Genomic DNA, 15,494 nt, shown 5'->3' on the forward strand with positions numbered 1-15,494 from the left:
TTTTCTTGAGATCGTTTGTGCATTTTTTAGCCACCACATTGCCATGAAAAGTGTGATTTTGAGAATATTTTTGCACGAAAATGTCATGCTACCGACACAAATGCGAAATATATCATGGTTATTCTCACGGCTATTGTGGTACTTAAAAAACTCCACAAGGACTGGTTACAACAGTTTAGCTTAAGAAAGGTAAAGGTGGCTTATGGAAGGCTTTCAACTAGATGACATTTTTAATCTGGATACTACCTCAACAACCAAATCTCGTGCCAAACCAGTAAAGCGAAAGTGGCGTGAAATAGAAGAGATGAACGACAGGCGCAATTTGCTTAAAGAGCTACGCGAACTTGATGCCTGTACCGACTACAACTTGGAAGACATTAAACTCTAATTCAAACAAAAGGCACCTTAAGGGTGCCTTTTGTTTTTGTTTACAGTAACGGGTAAACGACTTGAGTTTAAGCGCCAGGATTTGAGTATGAGTACCGTTATTACTCAATAAGAATTTTCCTGTCTTTGGGTCGAGAAGCGCAAACGATAAATTTACGTCCAATTCTCAATAAATAAGAAATGCAGCTAACAAACCCGAGTGATACTTTCGCTCGCTCAGGTTTTATCGCACACACTTAAACATACTCAGCATCACTTTGACGCACACGTTCAGCTAACTGTTTATAACGATCGGCAATGGTGTCACCAAAAACTGGGTCATCTTCACTGACGCTCCATAAGCTTTCAACATGCTGCCAATCCTCGGTAGTGAACAGCTCCTCAATGAGAGGCAGGATTTTTCGCTCCTCTAACTCCAAGTGGCGTCTTTGTGATTCAATGAAGTCCTCTAGGTGGGCCACAAACATGTCTTGAGGCACAACAGCATCCTGCAGGATCATCTCTATCAAGGAAGCAAACTCTTTGGTTTTACTCGCTAGCTCTTGGTGTTCTTTCTCTAAGTTTTCCATGGTCTGTTGCTTACCATAGTGCTCAAGAAAGTGGTGATAGAGAATATCTTCTTTCGGATGGTGAACTTTTTCTGAATGATTAGAGAGGTAATCAACTATCTCGCTTACTAATGCGTAGTTGATCGCACGTTCTTCTTTTATCTCATTAAGTTTATGGCGCAGTATCGCCAACAGACGAACCATATAGCCGTGTTCGCGTCGAATTCTTTCGATCATCATAGCGTCTCTCCTTAACACCTACTTTTAATAAGTGTACATGAGAAATTTGCCATCAGCCTCGAGCGTGCTCAAAAAAACAGCGATAATGGCAGCATTATCGCTGTCTCTTCTTTTATACAGTTAATGGCAAATGCCAGTTGATTGGTGCTTTTCCTTGCGAGGCAAGTAACTGGTTTGCTTGAGAGAAATGCTTACAACCAAAAAAACCTCGGTGTGCTGAGAGTGGTGATGGATGTGGTGCGGCTAACACATGATGTTTATTGCGATCAATAAAGCGCCCTTTCTTCTGAGCGTGAGAGCCCCACAATAAAAACACCACGCCTTCCTGATGCTTGTTTATCGCTTCAATCACTCGGTCAGTGAACGTTTCCCACCCCGTTTTTGAATGTGAATGCGCTTTACCTTGCTCAACCGTCAATACCGTATTGAGCAACAATACACCTTGCTCAGCCCAACTTTGTAAGAATCCATGCTGAGGGATCTGGAACCCTTCAATATCTTGAGCCAGCTCTTTATACATATTAACGAGTGATGGTGGCGTTTTGATTCCAGGAAGCACGGAAAAGCACAAACCATGCGCCTGATTTGGACCATGGTATGGGTCTTGTCCCAGAATCACTACTTTAACATCGTTAAACTCGGTAAAACGAAACGCATTAAAGACATCTTTCGCTGGCGGGAAAATCGCTTTGCCTGCAGCGCGTTCTGCTTCTACAAAATTCAAAGTGTCTACAAAGTAGCTCTGTTTTTTCTCTTCGCCGATCACATCGTGCCAAGTGGGTGACTGATTCATGGAAAGTTCCTGTCCTAAATTTTGCTTCTATTCTAACGAGCGAAACCCAAACAAACAAAAACTTACCACGAACTTGAGAATAGTAATAAAAGACTAATGCTTCTGTGGCGTTCGAAAATGCCCCTGTCCTGTAATGTGACGATTAGGCATCGGCAAACGAAGCACGCGGCGGCTATATGCGTAAGAAGCAAAAGAGAGTGGTCGAGACATAGTGGCATCCTTCTTTCTTAATTCAAATTGACTTAAGTGGCTAAGAAAGAAAGGTGCCAACTCTGTGATCACATCATTGGTTATCTATCGCCGCTAGATGAAACTGACGCAGTGCGTTGATTTCTTGCTGCCAGATGTCCGGATCAATTGTTTCTAAAATCAGAGGGATACCATCAAATCGAGGGTCTTTCGCGATGTACTCAAAGCAATCCCACCCGATTTCTCCTTTGCCTAATGAGTGGTGGCGATCCACTTTGCTGGCAAACTCAACTTTTGAATCATTTAGATGCATTGCTCTTAAATAGTGCATCCCAACAATACGGTCGAATTCCGCAAAGGTATGCTCACAATCCTCTTTAGTACGCAGATCGTAACCGGCAGTAAACGTGTGGCAAGTATCGAGACATACACCAACACGTTCTTTGTCTTCCACTTGATCGATGATTTCAGCAAGATGCTCAAACTTCCAACCTAGGTTTGTACCCTGACCAGCCGTATTCTCGATTACCGCGATCACATTCGGCACCGCTTTGTGCGCAAGATTGATCGACTCAGCGATCGTCGCTAAGCACTCCTGTTCCGAGACTTTCTTTAAGTGGCTCCCAGGGTGAAAGTTCAGCAACGTTAAACCCAATTGATTACAACGCTCCATCTCATCGATGAATGCAGCGCGTGACTTATCCAACTTATCCGCTTCTGGTGCACCTAAGTTAATTAGATAAGAGTCATGGGGAAGAATATGTTCTGCGCCGAAACCCAGCATTTTACAGTTCGCTTTAAACGCACTGATGGTTTTTGCTTCTAAAGGCTTAGCCACCCACTGGCGTTGGTTTTTTGTAAATAGTGCGAACGCATTCGCGCCAATTTCGCGAGCTCTCAACGGCGCTTGATCGACCCCACCAGCAGCAGAGACATGTGCACCAATGAGTTTATTCCCAAGCTTGTTTTTCATGTTTGTCATTTAATCACTTTAGACTTTCAGTATTGCTACCTAAATACAGATAGTTGCGTTAATCAGTTTAAACTTTAAGCTTAATTTGTAGTAAATTTACAACAAAATAAGTTATTAAATATTTTTTATATTATCAAATAAATTGTAATTAGTTTGTTTTCAAAGGTTTTATTGATTTAACTCAATAAAATTACCTTAATAAAAATAATGTTTTTGGTTGTTTTTTGACTTAAATCAATATTAAAATAGTGGATATTAGCTATATAATACTCAGCTCAACGAAAATTCGAAAATTAACACCAATAATCACCACGTAAGTGGTCTAGGAGATAGTGATGATCCAAGGTATCCAAATTACAAAAGCGGCAAACGACGACCTACTAAACTCTATCTGGCTATTAGATAGCGAAAAAAGTGAAGCTCGTTGTGTTGCTGCAACTGCTGGCTACGAAGCAGACCAAGTTATCGCAATCAGCGATCTAGGTGAATACGAAAGCCGTGAAGTAGCAATCGAAACAGCTCCTCGCATCGAAGGCGGTCAACACCTAAACGTGAACGTGCTTAAACGCGAAACACTAGAAGATGCAGTTGCACACCCAGAGAAATACCCACAGCTAACAATCCGTGTTTCTGGTTACGCTGTACGTTTCAACTCGCTAACTCCAGAGCAACAACGTGACGTAATCGCTCGTACTTTTACTGAGACTCTATAATTTCTCAGTAAACTAGCTCGCTAGAATTTAAAAAGCTTGGTCTCAATGGCCAAGCTTTTTTGTTTTCCTAGTATCTAACCGTTCTGTTCCTTTACGGAGCATTTCTCTGTGACGGATCCTTCTTAAACACTTCAGCCAATGAGGTTGGGTCAAGCCTTTCTCTTTGCAACGACGCTCCTTCTGCCCACCAAATCAATTGATGCATAGTGCGATTCATATAGCTGTCCCACTGCGTCTGCTCAGACTCACCCGCAGCCACGCCCTGTTCATCAAACACTTCTTGCGCTTTCGGAATGTGAATCATCGCCGAGACAGGTAAACATCCAAGTTCAGATAAGAAGGTACGCATCGACACAGCAGCTCGAACACCACCCCATTGTCCAGCAGAATAGGTCACGATAGCACTTGGCTTATAAGAAAACAGCGAACTACCAAAATGGTTAAGCATGTTTGCCAAAGCAGGGCTCATCGAATGGTTGTATTCCGGACTGACCATCACGTACCCATCGGCGCTTTTAATTTTGTCTGCCAGTTCTCTCAAGTGGGATGGCACTTTAGCGCGATGGTAAGCAAACTCAGGCTTAAACACGTCGTCAAAGTCGTAGTTCAATGGGTCAATGATTTCGACGGTATGTTGCGAATGCTGACTCACGATGAGTTTTTCACACGCTCTAGTGACTCGCATTCCTAAACGGGCTGGTCGTGGTGGCGTGCTGTCTCTGACTGAGCCAAGAAAAATCAAAAAATGCATGCTTCTATTTCCATCTTTAAGTTCGTTTCTCAATCATAAAGAGAGTCGAGACTTACCGACAATAAAAAAGGCGAATGATTGCTCATTCACCTTTCGTCGTTCATCATTTTAATAATTACTGTACACGGCGCAGTACTTGTTTCAATGCATCAAAGTCTGCGTCTAGCTCTTCCGATAGCAGTTCCATCGCCGCGTGCTTCGCTAATGGAGCAGGAAGGTCGATGTCGGATTGCAGAATGTCATCCACCACTTCTTTGAACTTCGCTGGGTGCGCAGTACATAGGAACAGACCGGTTTCACCTTCTTGCAGTTGCTCTTCAAGAACGCGGTAAGCAATCGCACCGTGCGGTTCACATAGGTAGCCCAATGAGTACAGGTCTTTCACAGATTGTGCGCTTTGCTCATCTGAAACCGCGCCTTTACCTAGAGTCTCTAGGCCCCACTCTTTCACTCGGCAGAGCTCTTCGATACGCGGCCAGTTGTTCGGTTGACTCACGTCCATCGCGTTCGATGTCGTTGCAACCGTTGGTTTTGGCTCCCACTTACCTGTTTCTAGGTAGCGCGGAACCGTGTCATTAGCGTTAGTTGCAGCGATAAAGCGTTTGATCGGCAGACCCAGCGCTTTTGCCAGTAGACCAGCAGTTAGGTTACCAAAGTTACCACTTGGTACAGACACGACTAGGTTTTCACGCTCTTGTTTACTCATTTGCGCAGCTGCTTCAAAGTAGTAACAGATTTGCGCCATCAAACGGCTGATGTTGATTGAGTTTGCAGAATTCAGACCGATCTCTTCACGCAGTGCGGAATCATCGAAAGCTTGCTTAACCAGAGCCTGGCACGCATCGAAGTCGCCATCGATCGCGACAGTGTGAATGTTCTTGCCTAGCGTACAGAATAGCTTCTCTTGCAGTGGGCTGATCTTGCCTTTCGGGTAAAGAATCACAACGTTGATGTCTTCCATACCATAGAAAGCGTGCGCAACGGCTGCGCCAGTATCGCCAGAAGTCGCAGTCAGAATGGTGATCTTGCCACCGTCCGATACCGCCGCAAGAGATTGCGCCATAAAGCGACCGCCAAAATCTTTAAATGCCAGCGTTGGACCATGGAAAAGCTCTAACGCGTAAACACCGTCTTTGACTTGATTGATTGGCGCCGGGAATTGGAACGCTGCGTCCACAAGCGCGTTGACTTGCTCTTCCGCCAGCTCATCACCGATAAACGCTGATAAAATCTTAGTGCTACGAGAAACAAAGTCTTCTGCCAGTAGCGCATCAACGTCTTCAAACTTTGGTAATTCCGATGGGAAAAATAGACCTTGGTTACGGCCTAACCCTTGACGAACGGCTTGGCCAAAGGAAACTTGTTCATCATTTTCTTTTATATTGTAAAGCTTCATAGCTCACTTCCTGTTACTTTCGAACCCTGCTTATCTAGACGACAAACGTGGACGAATCCTTCTTCGTTTTGTACGTAGTTCTGTTCTAACCAGCGAGCAACTCGCTCAGCGACATCTTTCTCTTTGCAAATACTGAACAGTGTTGGACCACTGCCAGAAATACCGGTTGCTAACGCACCTGCTGATGCAGCGTATTGACGTGCATTCGCAAAGCCCGGAAGCAGTTTCTCACGATACGGTTCTGCGATCACGTCTTTGATCATTTTTGCAGCTAGCTCTGGCTGACCAGAATGACACGCATGAATAAAGCCCGCAAGGTGTCGACCATGAGCGATGATATCTTGTCGGCGGTATTGAGATGGTAGGATCTCACGCGCTTCTGCTGTTGATACTTTGATACCCGGATAAGCCATCACCCAGTACCAATCGTCAAAGCAAGGCACTTCCTGACTGATGATACCCAACTCTTCAAGCATCAACTGGACACCACCAAGGTAACACGGCGCGACGTTATCGTAGTGAATACCACCAGAGATTTTGCCTTCCATTTCCCCCATCAGTGCTAGCAGCTCAGTCTCATTCAGCGGTTGACCATGGAATCGGTTTAAGGCATCCAGCGCCGCCACGATAGAACATGCACTTGAGCCTAAACCTGAGCCTATTGGCATGTTCTTTTCTAGCGTCATTTCAAGTGGTTTTAGCTCAACACCTTTTTTGTCTAGTTCGCGAGCAAACACCAACCAACAATCGTAAACGATGTTCTCTTTTGGCTCTGTAGGCAACTTAGAGACAAAATTACCCGCAGTTTTCAGACTGAACGGCTCAGTCCCTGCCTTAACTTGCACTCTGTCACCTAGCAAGGCCCCATCCACTGGGGACACCGCCGCCCCCAATACATCAAAACCAACACTTACATTACCAATTGATGCTGGGGCATAAACCACTACATCCATATCACTTGAACTCATTCTTGTTATACCCCTAGTTTCCAACCTAAAGTACGCATCACGTCAGAGAATACACCCGCAGCCGTTACCTCAGTACCTGCGCCATAACCACGCAACACAAGTGGGATTGGCTGGTAGTAACGGCTGTAAAATGCCAGTGCGTTTTCACCGTCTTTGATTTTATACATCGGATCGTTTTCATCCACCGCAGCAATGCTTACTGTGCACTTGCCCTCGTTAATTTCACCAACGTAACGCAGTACTTTGCCTTCTTTTGCTGCTTTAGCTGATAACTCTTTGAAGTAGGCGTCCGCTTCTGGGAGACGCGCCATAAACTCATCAACACTGCCTGAATCATCAAAACCTGGCGGTAGCGCTTGGTCAACAACAACATCTTCAAGCTCTAGTGACATGCCCGCTTCACGAGCTAGGATCAACAGCTTACGCGCGACATCCATACCAGACAGATCATCACGAGGATCTGGTTCAGTAAAGCCATTTTCTTTTGCGATATTCGTCGCTTCACTTAAGCTCATTCCTTCATCTAACTTACCGAAAATATAAGAAAGAGAACCGGAAAGAATACCGCTGAAGCGCTCCAGTTCATCGCCTGCAGAAATTAGGTTTTGCAAGTTTTCAATAACCGGTAGGCCTGCACCTACGGTTGTTTCATACATCAATTTACGACGGGAGCTACGAGCCACATCGCGAAGCTGATGGTAGTACGCCATGCTTGCTGTGTTTGCTTTTTTGTTTGGTGTTACAACATGAAAACCTGCCGCTAGAAAGTCGGCGTATTGTTTAGCAATGTCTTCACTGGAAGTACAATCAACCAATACAGGGTTGATAATATGATTGCGTTGTACCAAAGAAATCAGACGCGCTAGGCTGAATTCTTCTGTGGCTGCTGACATACGATCACGCCAGTGCTCGAGCGGTAAGCCTTCGCTATCAAGCAACAGACCTTTGCTGTTTGCTAAGCCACAAACTCGAATCACAATGCCTTTCTCAGCCAGTTTGACTTGTTGGCGCTCGATCTGATCCACCAGCTCGCCACCCACACCACCAACACCAACAACGAACACATCGAGGAAGTGTTTCGAGTTGAATAGGTTTTCGTGACACGCTTTGATCGCCTCAGAAATTTTGTCTTCTGGAATAACGGCAGAAATCGCACGTTCTGATGAGCCTTGTGCTATCGCCACGATATTCACGTTCACTTCAGCAAGAGAAGAGAAGAAGCGAGAAGCCACACCACGCGATGTGCGCATACCGTCACCAACAAGCGTAATGATTGAAACATTATCAATAAACTCGACCGGTTCTAGTAAGCCATCTTTCAGTTCTAGCTCGAACGCATCTGCCAGCACTTGCTGCGCTTTCGCTTTATCTTCAGCCTCAATACAGAAGCTGATGCTGTATTCAGAAGAAGACTGAGTGATCAGAACAATAGATACACCAGCAGACGACATCGCACCGAATACACGACTCGCCATGCCTACCATGCCTTTCATACCAGGGCCTGATACGTTAACCATGGTTAGGTCGTTAAGTGTTGTAATACCTTTGATCGCAAGATTATCTTCACCAGTATCTTGGCCGATAAGAGTACCTGCACCTTGAGGGTTAAAGCTGTTTTTGATCAGACATGGAATGTGGAATTGAGCAATAGGGGCGATGGTTTTCGGGTGCAGAACGGAAGCACCAAAATAAGAAAGCTCCATCGCTTCTTGGTAGCTTAGTGATTTAAGTAGGCGAGCATCTTCGACTAAACGTGGGTCACAGTTGTATACACCATCAACGTCGGTCCAGATTTCACAGCAGTCTGCGCGTAAACAAGCTGCAAGAACCGCTGCCGAGTAGTCAGAGCCATTACGACCCAGCGTGACAAGCTCTCCTTTTTCGTTGCCAGCTGTAAAGCCCGGCATAATGTTCACATGACCCTGAGGAAGGGGTTTTTGACGGAAGTTTTGCGTTGAAATATCCACATCAACCATAGCTTCAAGATGATCACCTTGGGCATACAGATACTCGACAGGATCGATCAAGCTCGCTTGTTGTCCCTTCGCCTCCAAGACAGCTTTCATCAACTGAATGGAAACACGCTCACCTTTACTAATAATGCGCGCATTTACGTTGTTTGGGCACATACCTAATAGATTGATGCCGTGAACAAATTGACGTAATTGAGATAGCGAGGTTTTCACTTGGTTATCGAAAGCTGAGCCATCAATATTGGGTAGTACTGCTTGGATTTGAGTGAATAGCGTTTTAAACGATTCATCCAACTCTTTGATTTGCAGCTCTGCTTCACCATTGCGCAACGCGCCTTCAATGACCGCAACCAACTTATTTGTTGTTTTACCTGGGGCTGAAAGAACAACCGCCACTTCTTCTTGTTGAGCGTTATTGGCAATGATGTCTGCCGCTCTTAAAAAGCGATCTGCATCAGCTAGTGATGAACCGCCAAACTTCAATACTCGCATCCCTTCCTCCGGTATATCTTCTCAAACTTGTCTAAATTCTGGATAAAAAAGCATAAAAAAAGGCCTGTATCTTGTTGGATACAGGCCTTTTTTGTGAATTTCTTTCGCTCAGCAGCCTGCCCCAACATGTGTCGTGTCGGTAATAATAATGGTCGTGGTCATTACTACTAGGCTGTTAGATGGCATAAATAAATATTCAACGTTAATTGTGTTTGCTTAACTCTACGTTTACCGAGTTTCCGATTCATAGTCAACAAAAAATTGTTTGTTTTTCAGTCTTACAGCGATTTCTGCTAAGCAATCTTATTGATATTTAAAGCTAATTGGATGTTATTGCTCGTTAGGAAATCTGTCGCTTATTTTTGTAGGGGGCTCATCCCATCGTCATCAGTCTCACTTTTTACTCCATAACTAGTCTGATCTTCGTCATAAAGCGTAAGATCAAATTATGAAAGGGAGTTGTTGACACTTAACAACAACTTAACTGTGACCTATGTTCACAGGATCGAATTATTTAGAAAATAGGTGAGCTAGCTTTCATATTCTATGCTTTAATAGTGAGAAGCTTTGGGCACATACTAATAAAAAAGTTGACACAAGGAGTGGTGAGCATGAAAAGAGGGCTTTTTCTGTTGCTGTTTTTTGTGCCTGGCGTTTGTCTAGCAAACGAGCTTCCGCCTCTTCCAGGCAAAACATCCCCTTCTCCTCATAAACTATTTATTTCCAGCGACAGCTATCAATCTGACAGTTTCGATGTTTGGAATATCGACACGGGTTATGCGTACGAACTCTTTGACTCAGTAGACGTTTACGTCGGTGCACGAGTCAACAACTCTCCAACCCAAAACCAAAGCGGTTTTTTGAGTGGGATCAGCTATCACTTCAATGATCGTGTCACACTAAAAAGTACGGTTCGCTCTTACAAGAATGAGACTGCGGAAGGTATTCGCCAAGAAGACAGCAGCCTCGCAGCTGAAGTCTCAAGTCGCGTAAAAATCACCGATAAACTGGATCTTCACGCGACTCTTGATTACCAAGATTGGCAACAAGGTATTGAGGTAGGTTTAGGCTTTCGTTTTTAGAAATCTAATTTTTGCTTTGAGATCAACACACCATTCCAATCAGCGTACACATAATGCTTCGGCTGCACGATTTGGTTTTGCATCGTTAAGGTCACATTGACCTCTCCCATACCTCGCTTCTCTGTCTTAAACGGATTGGTACCAAGTGCTTGCACGCCAATGTCCATCTGAGATATTTGTGCTACGTCGCGTATTGCACCATAGACAATAATGCCTTCCCACCCATTTTCTATTCCGAGTATTGCTAATTGATCGCCAAGCAATGCTTTCTGACACGAACCATGTCCGTCAACAATCAATACTTTCCCCGTTCCATCTTCGCCCAGTACTTCACGTACTTTTGAGTTGTCGTGATAGCAACGCACTGTGACAATTTCTCCGTAAAAAGCGGTGCGTTGACCAAAGTTCTGCAGTGGCAAAGTAAGCAGGGTAACTTGGTCTTCAAATTGGTCACAAATATCGGGTGTAATGTCTCTCATATTTCCTCCGTGAATTTTCTCACCCAAGCAGTGCTTCGGTGAGTAGTATCCTTTCCTATACGAGTCGAGGCTTAAGGGAGCCTAACTTATGCAACACTTTCGGCTGTGAGCACGCAATAAGGTACAGTTGATCATCAATGACGTAGTAAATCGCGTTTTGTTGAAAGTCATTCGCCAATGCGACCGCCGCCTCTGGTGATAACTCGACGGCAAAGCTTTCCTCATACCATGTAAAAGAGCTGTCACCTACTGTGATAGGCGCGTAATTAACGTGCTGTAGCAGTGTTTCTAATGCTTGATTGCTTATGCAGTTCTCTTCTTTGGACCGCAAATTACTGTATGGGTTCCAAGCGGTTATCACAGCGTAGTTTGAAACGCACCACTCGGCCTCGAATCTGAAAAAAGATTCTGAATAAGCATTCCATAACGATGCGTCTATGTTCGTATTACTTTTTTCTATCATAAGTCTTAAACGATTAATAACAGTTACATTTCATCAATTGATATAAATCAACAAACTGAATGGAATTAACATTTGAGCATTGTTAGCATGCTGTTAACAATATAAAATCCGCTCCATATCTCAGGGTGTTTACGTTTCAGGCCCCACAGAAAGCAGGAAATGAAAGGTAAACAAGCCCTTTAGAATAAACGTCGCCATTGGATACTGGTGAGTTGGCAAAATTCCATGGAGGGCGGATAACTGAAAGAAGTGTTTTTTTGATCAACTTGATTTATTATCAAAATCACATTACCTGTATGTTATATTTTTGCCTAGAATTTATTCTATTAGCACAATTTTGTCACAAATTTAGGTACCGCCAATGCAAACCCCGCAGATTCTTATCGTTGAAGATGAGCAAGTAACTCGTAACACTCTTAAGAGTATTTTTGAAGCAGAGGGATACGCTGTTTTTGAAGCCAGTGACGGTGAAGAGATGCACCAAGTGTTGTCTGACAACTCAGTCAACTTGGTTATTATGGACATTAATCTTCCAGGCAAGAATGGCCTTCTGTTAGCGCGTGAACTACGCGAACAAGCGAACATTGCTTTAATGTTCCTGACAGGCCGTGACAATGAAGTGGACAAGATCCTAGGTCTTGAGATTGGTGCAGATGACTACATCACTAAACCATTCAACCCACGTGAACTGACTATTCGTGCTCGCAACCTACTTAGCCGCTCAATGAGCTCTAACGCGGTGCAAGAAGAGAAACGCTCAGTAGAAAAGTATGAATTCAATGGTTGGGTACTGGACATCAACAGCCGCTCTCTAGTTAGCCCTGCTGGTGATAGCTACAAGCTCCCTCGTTCTGAGTTCCGAGCTCTACTGCACTTCTGTGAAAACCCAGGTAAGATTCAAACTCGTGCCGATCTTCTTAAGAAGATGACTGGCCGTGAACTTAAGCCGCATGACCGTACTGTAGACGTAACGATTCGTCGTATTCGTAAACACTTTGAGTCTGTTTCAGGTACTCCTGAAATCATCGCGACTATCCACGGCGAAGGTTACCGCTTCTGTGGCGATCTAGAAGACTAATTGAATCGCTAATACGCAAAGGGCTTGCTCATTGAGCAAGCCCTTTTATTTTGGGTTTAGCAATTAGCGGACAATTCCTGAGTCTAATAAACCTTGTTAATCTTCACGTACTTTTCCACTAACCAGCGCTGTTTACCTGCGTCGTCTAAAAGGACCGCGATATCAACCGATTTTTCTGTGTCCGCGTCTACCTGAAACGTGAAGGCTACTTCCCATTGGCTCTCACTATGAGTTCGAGTTTCTAAAGAGTCTTCATCCACCCACCACTCTTTTTCCCCTTGCTTGATGATAAGCGCTTCGGCAGTCAGGTTGGCTGGGAGTAACTGGTCTCCTTCAAGGTAAAGTGATCCTTGAATGCTTTGCTCTTGCACTTCCCCAACGGTCGGCATCAGGTTCACCCATAAGTTACTTTTGAGCTCGACATTCACCTGGTTAATCGTAATCTGACTGTTTTGTTGCCAGTTCACACTTGGAACGGAACTGCAGCCAGCCATCAATGCTATAACCAACGCCAACGGTGCGATTTTTTTCATGTTATTTCCTTTGTTCCAACCAACTTTTGAGGACTTGAATATCGTTTTGGTATTCATTTTTGATCTCTTCAACCCAGTCTGAAATGTTTTCCCACCATGCTGGCATATCGGGAGATTGCGCTTTCTGCGCCACACTTTGGATACGTTTGAGGCCAATCGAACCTGCAGCGCCTTTAATTTTATGCGCTTCAGAAACAATCCCATCTTGATCTTTCGCCGTCATGTTTGAGTCTAAGACATCAATATAGTCTGGCATCATGTCTTCAAACATTTTTATGCTGTCGTAGACCGGCTTGGCACCAACAATGTCGACGTAAGACTCTAACATATCCATATCGAGCAAGTGTGTCTCAATCACAGGAGAAGGGGTCGGCTCTTCCACTGTTTCTGGAACGCTCTCAGGTTGCTCTTGCTGCTCTACCTGATGCGCGAAGAATTTATCAATTACAGACTGAATGGCGTTCACAGCAAGCGGTTTACTGATGGCATCATCCATACCGTTATCTAAGTATTCACGACGATCTTTCATCACATTAGCTGTTAGGGCGACCAATGGAGGCAGATTGTTATAATGCTCGCGATAATAATTTGCGACATCAAACCCCGTCATATCAGGCAGCTGAATATCCAACAACGCCAAGTCATATTTTTCTGGCACAAAGTTCACGAGCGCTTCTTGTCCCGTCATCGCCACGGTAACGGAGTGTCCTAAGCTCTCAAGCAACGATTTGGCAACAGTGACGTTAAGCTCAATGTCTTCGACCATAAAGATGTTGAGATGCACATTGTCGCGTTTTGCATCAATGACTGGTTCTTCGAGTTCCACAATAGGAACGTGAATCGATACAGTAAAAGTACTACCAAAACCTTCTTCACTGGCAACCGTAATGTCACCATCCATCATATTGATCAGCTGTTTTGACACCGCCAAGCCTATACCAGTCCCGACAGCATGCAGGTTGTCTTTACCTGATTTCACTTGGTAATACATGGCAAAGATTTTATCGAGCTCATCTTCCGGTATACCAATACCTGTGTCTTCCACTTCCATAATAATGGTGGCAAAATCGTCTTCGACATCCGCGCTCACCGTCATCACAACGCCACCTTCTTTGGTAAACTTCATTGCGTTGCTGACCAAGTTCCAAATTACCTGACGCAAACGGGTCGCATCCACTTCAATTGCTTTTGGTAAATCACTCAAACGTTCTAAGTCAAAACGCAGCCCTTTTTGCTCCGCCATCAAAGCAGAGATGCTTTCAATCTCAGCGACGAAGTCTTCGAAGTTAAGTGGCGCAGGTAATAGTTCTAGCTTGCGGCGATCAAACTTATCCATATCGATAATATCGTTGAAGATGTTACCTAGCGTAATCGCACTCACATTGATGGTCTGCATGTGTTTGCGCTGCTCTTCTGTCAATGGACTATCGAGAAGCATACGACTTAAGCCCACAATGCCATTTAGTGGCGTTCGCAGTTCATGACTGATGGTTGAGATGAAAGTAGTTTTATCACGGCTTGCTTTCTCTAACGACTCTTCATGACGTTTACGTTCAGTGATATCACGGCCAAAACCTACCAATCCAAGGTGACGACCATCTTTGCTGTAAAACGGCACTTTACGCAGTTCAAAGTAGTGCTTGCGTCCATCAGGGTACTCTAGCCACTGCTCGTAAGTGATGGCTTGATTATCGGCGAAGACCTTTTGGTCAGTATCAACGATGTGCTCAGCGATTTCTTTGCTATACACATCCCAAGGGCTTAATCCGACTAACTGGTGCTCTTTCTTGCCCGTTAGCTCTTCCATTGCCCGGTTACAACCGGAGAACACACCATCGGCATTGCGGTAGTAAATTAAGTCTGGCGAGGCATCAATAAATGAACGCAGTAGTGCAGTGCGTTCCGCCAGCTCTAACTGAGTACGCTCTCGTTGGAACACCTCGTTTTCGAGATCTTGCATCGCCTCTTCTCGAGCTTCTTCTGCTTTAATGCGCTCTTCAATTTCTTGGTTGAGCTTTTCGATGTTTTGTTGCAGTTGATAATTCAGTTCTTGGTCTCGCGAGCGCATGTCTTTCAGTTTGGACACCAACTTGGTTAAACGCTGGCGAGACTCTTCTAGCTGATCAACAACAACAGAAAGAAAATAAACCGCCCAAGGTGTAATCAAGAGACCAAAAAACACCGAACGGACAATGTCGATATCGTCGACTCGCCCCTTGAGAGCTAAAGTAATCCCCACCTGCACCACAACGGCTAATGCCACCAGCGCAAGGGCCAGCAAAATCGAGAAACGAACAATCCCCAGTTTGACTAGCAAGTCGACATAATACTGGGCGAGATTTTTCATGGGTTTCATTAACTACTCCATGGTGCTGGCTAGATGTTGCCCTTCAATGATAAAAAACGAGCAGACATATTCGGCCTAACGCAATTTAG

At 44.5% G+C, this 15,494-nt stretch carries 16 protein-coding genes and 1 other annotated feature; of the genes, 4 read left to right on the forward strand and 12 right to left on the reverse strand.

Going from position 1 to position 15,494, the window contains the following annotated elements; all coding sequences use genetic code 11:
- Nucleotides 1-202: 202 nt before the first annotated feature.
- The gene (locus NL645_RS16490) at nt 203-388 is read left to right on the forward strand and encodes a DUF3545 family protein (RefSeq protein WP_005396294.1); all 186 of its coding nucleotides are present in this window, start codon (nt 203-205) and stop codon (nt 386-388) included.
- Nucleotides 389-623: 235 nt separating this feature from the next.
- Here the strand turns inward: NL645_RS16490 and NL645_RS16495 are convergent, their stop codons facing one another.
- The 3 genes from NL645_RS16495 to nfo all read right to left on the reverse strand — a co-directional run bounded on the left by NL645_RS16495 (nt 624) and on the right by nfo (nt 3,139).
- The gene (locus tag NL645_RS16495) at nt 624-1,175 is read right to left on the reverse strand and encodes a hemerythrin domain-containing protein (protein WP_005396296.1); all 552 of its coding nucleotides are present in this window, start codon (nt 1,173-1,175) and stop codon (nt 624-626) included.
- Nucleotides 1,176-1,287: 112 nt separating this feature from the next.
- Nucleotides 1,288-1,968, reverse strand: a complete 681-nt coding sequence (gene ung, locus NL645_RS16500; protein WP_253652058.1) for a uracil-DNA glycosylase — start codon at nt 1,966-1,968, stop codon at nt 1,288-1,290.
- Nucleotides 1,969-2,251: 283 nt separating this feature from the next.
- Nucleotides 2,252-3,139, reverse strand: coding sequence for a deoxyribonuclease IV (gene nfo / locus NL645_RS16505; protein ID WP_046873969.1), 888 nt, complete (start codon nt 3,137-3,139; stop codon nt 2,252-2,254).
- A 326-nt stretch (nt 3,140-3,465) separates the two neighbouring features.
- Between nfo and grcA the strand changes: the two genes are divergently transcribed.
- Complete coding sequence (gene grcA / locus NL645_RS16510; protein WP_253652059.1) at nt 3,466-3,843, forward strand: autonomous glycyl radical cofactor GrcA; 378 nt, start codon at nt 3,466-3,468, stop codon at nt 3,841-3,843.
- A gap of 91 nt (nt 3,844-3,934) precedes the next feature.
- Here the strand turns inward: grcA and NL645_RS16515 are convergent, their stop codons facing one another.
- The 5 genes from NL645_RS16515 to thrL form a co-directional block, all read right to left on the reverse strand.
- Nucleotides 3,935-4,594 (reverse strand): NADPH-dependent FMN reductase, encoded by a 660-nt coding sequence (locus tag NL645_RS16515; RefSeq protein ID WP_253652060.1) that lies wholly within the window; start codon nt 4,592-4,594, stop codon nt 3,935-3,937.
- A gap of 115 nt (nt 4,595-4,709) precedes the next feature.
- A complete protein-coding gene (gene thrC, locus NL645_RS16520; protein WP_104971278.1) occupies nt 4,710-5,990 on the reverse strand; it encodes a threonine synthase in 1,281 nt (426 codons plus the stop codon).
- On the reverse strand, nt 5,987-6,943 hold the full coding sequence (thrB, locus tag NL645_RS16525; protein ID WP_253652092.1) for a homoserine kinase: 957 nt from the start codon (nt 6,941-6,943) through the stop codon (nt 5,987-5,989). Before thrB ends, thrC begins: the two co-directional genes overlap by 4 nt.
- Before the next feature lie 20 nt (nt 6,944-6,963).
- On the reverse strand, nt 6,964-9,423 hold the full coding sequence (gene thrA, locus NL645_RS16530; protein ID WP_065645164.1) for a bifunctional aspartate kinase/homoserine dehydrogenase I: 2,460 nt from the start codon (nt 9,421-9,423) through the stop codon (nt 6,964-6,966).
- A gap of 53 nt (nt 9,424-9,476) precedes the next feature.
- Nucleotides 9,477-9,596: a sequence feature (Thr leader region), on the reverse strand.
- The gene (gene thrL, locus NL645_RS16535) at nt 9,532-9,609 is read right to left on the reverse strand and encodes a thr operon leader peptide (RefSeq protein ID WP_074192076.1); all 78 of its coding nucleotides are present in this window, start codon (nt 9,607-9,609) and stop codon (nt 9,532-9,534) included. It overlaps the preceding feature by 65 nt.
- Nucleotides 9,610-10,034: 425 nt before the next feature.
- Between thrL and NL645_RS16540 the strand changes: the two genes are divergently transcribed.
- Complete coding sequence (locus NL645_RS16540) at nt 10,035-10,505, forward strand: ribonuclease regulator (protein WP_065645163.1); 471 nt, start codon at nt 10,035-10,037, stop codon at nt 10,503-10,505.
- On the opposite strand, the gene NL645_RS16545 is transcribed toward NL645_RS16540, so the two are convergent.
- Entirely contained in the window at nt 10,502-10,984 is a 483-nt protein-coding gene (locus NL645_RS16545; protein WP_005396309.1) for a putative 4-hydroxy-4-methyl-2-oxoglutarate aldolase, read from the reverse strand. The genes NL645_RS16540 and NL645_RS16545 overlap by 4 nt on opposite strands.
- 55 nt (nt 10,985-11,039) lie before the next feature.
- On the reverse strand, nt 11,040-11,447 hold the full coding sequence (locus tag NL645_RS16550) for a DUF3293 domain-containing protein (RefSeq protein ID WP_031780532.1): 408 nt from the start codon (nt 11,445-11,447) through the stop codon (nt 11,040-11,042).
- 361 nt (nt 11,448-11,808) lie between these two features.
- Between NL645_RS16550 and arcA the strand changes: the two genes are divergently transcribed.
- A complete protein-coding gene (gene arcA / locus NL645_RS16555) occupies nt 11,809-12,525 on the forward strand; it encodes a two-component system response regulator ArcA (RefSeq protein WP_005381824.1) in 717 nt (238 codons plus the stop codon).
- A gap of 83 nt (nt 12,526-12,608) precedes the next feature.
- Here arcA and NL645_RS16560 read toward each other — a convergent pair whose 3' ends face one another.
- Complete coding sequence (locus NL645_RS16560) at nt 12,609-13,058, reverse strand: hypothetical protein (protein ID WP_253652061.1); 450 nt, start codon at nt 13,056-13,058, stop codon at nt 12,609-12,611.
- A 1-nt stretch (nt 13,059) separates the two neighbouring features.
- Nucleotides 13,060-15,414 (reverse strand): aerobic respiration two-component sensor histidine kinase ArcB, encoded by a 2,355-nt coding sequence (gene arcB / locus NL645_RS16565; RefSeq protein WP_046873978.1) that lies wholly within the window; start codon nt 15,412-15,414, stop codon nt 13,060-13,062.
- Nucleotides 15,415-15,494 lie beyond the last annotated feature (80 nt).

The organism is Vibrio sp. Y51_MX_L26, from assembly GCF_024181935.1.
In the GTDB taxonomy this organism is placed as follows: Bacteria; Pseudomonadota; Gammaproteobacteria; order Enterobacterales; family Vibrionaceae; genus Vibrio; species Vibrio diabolicus.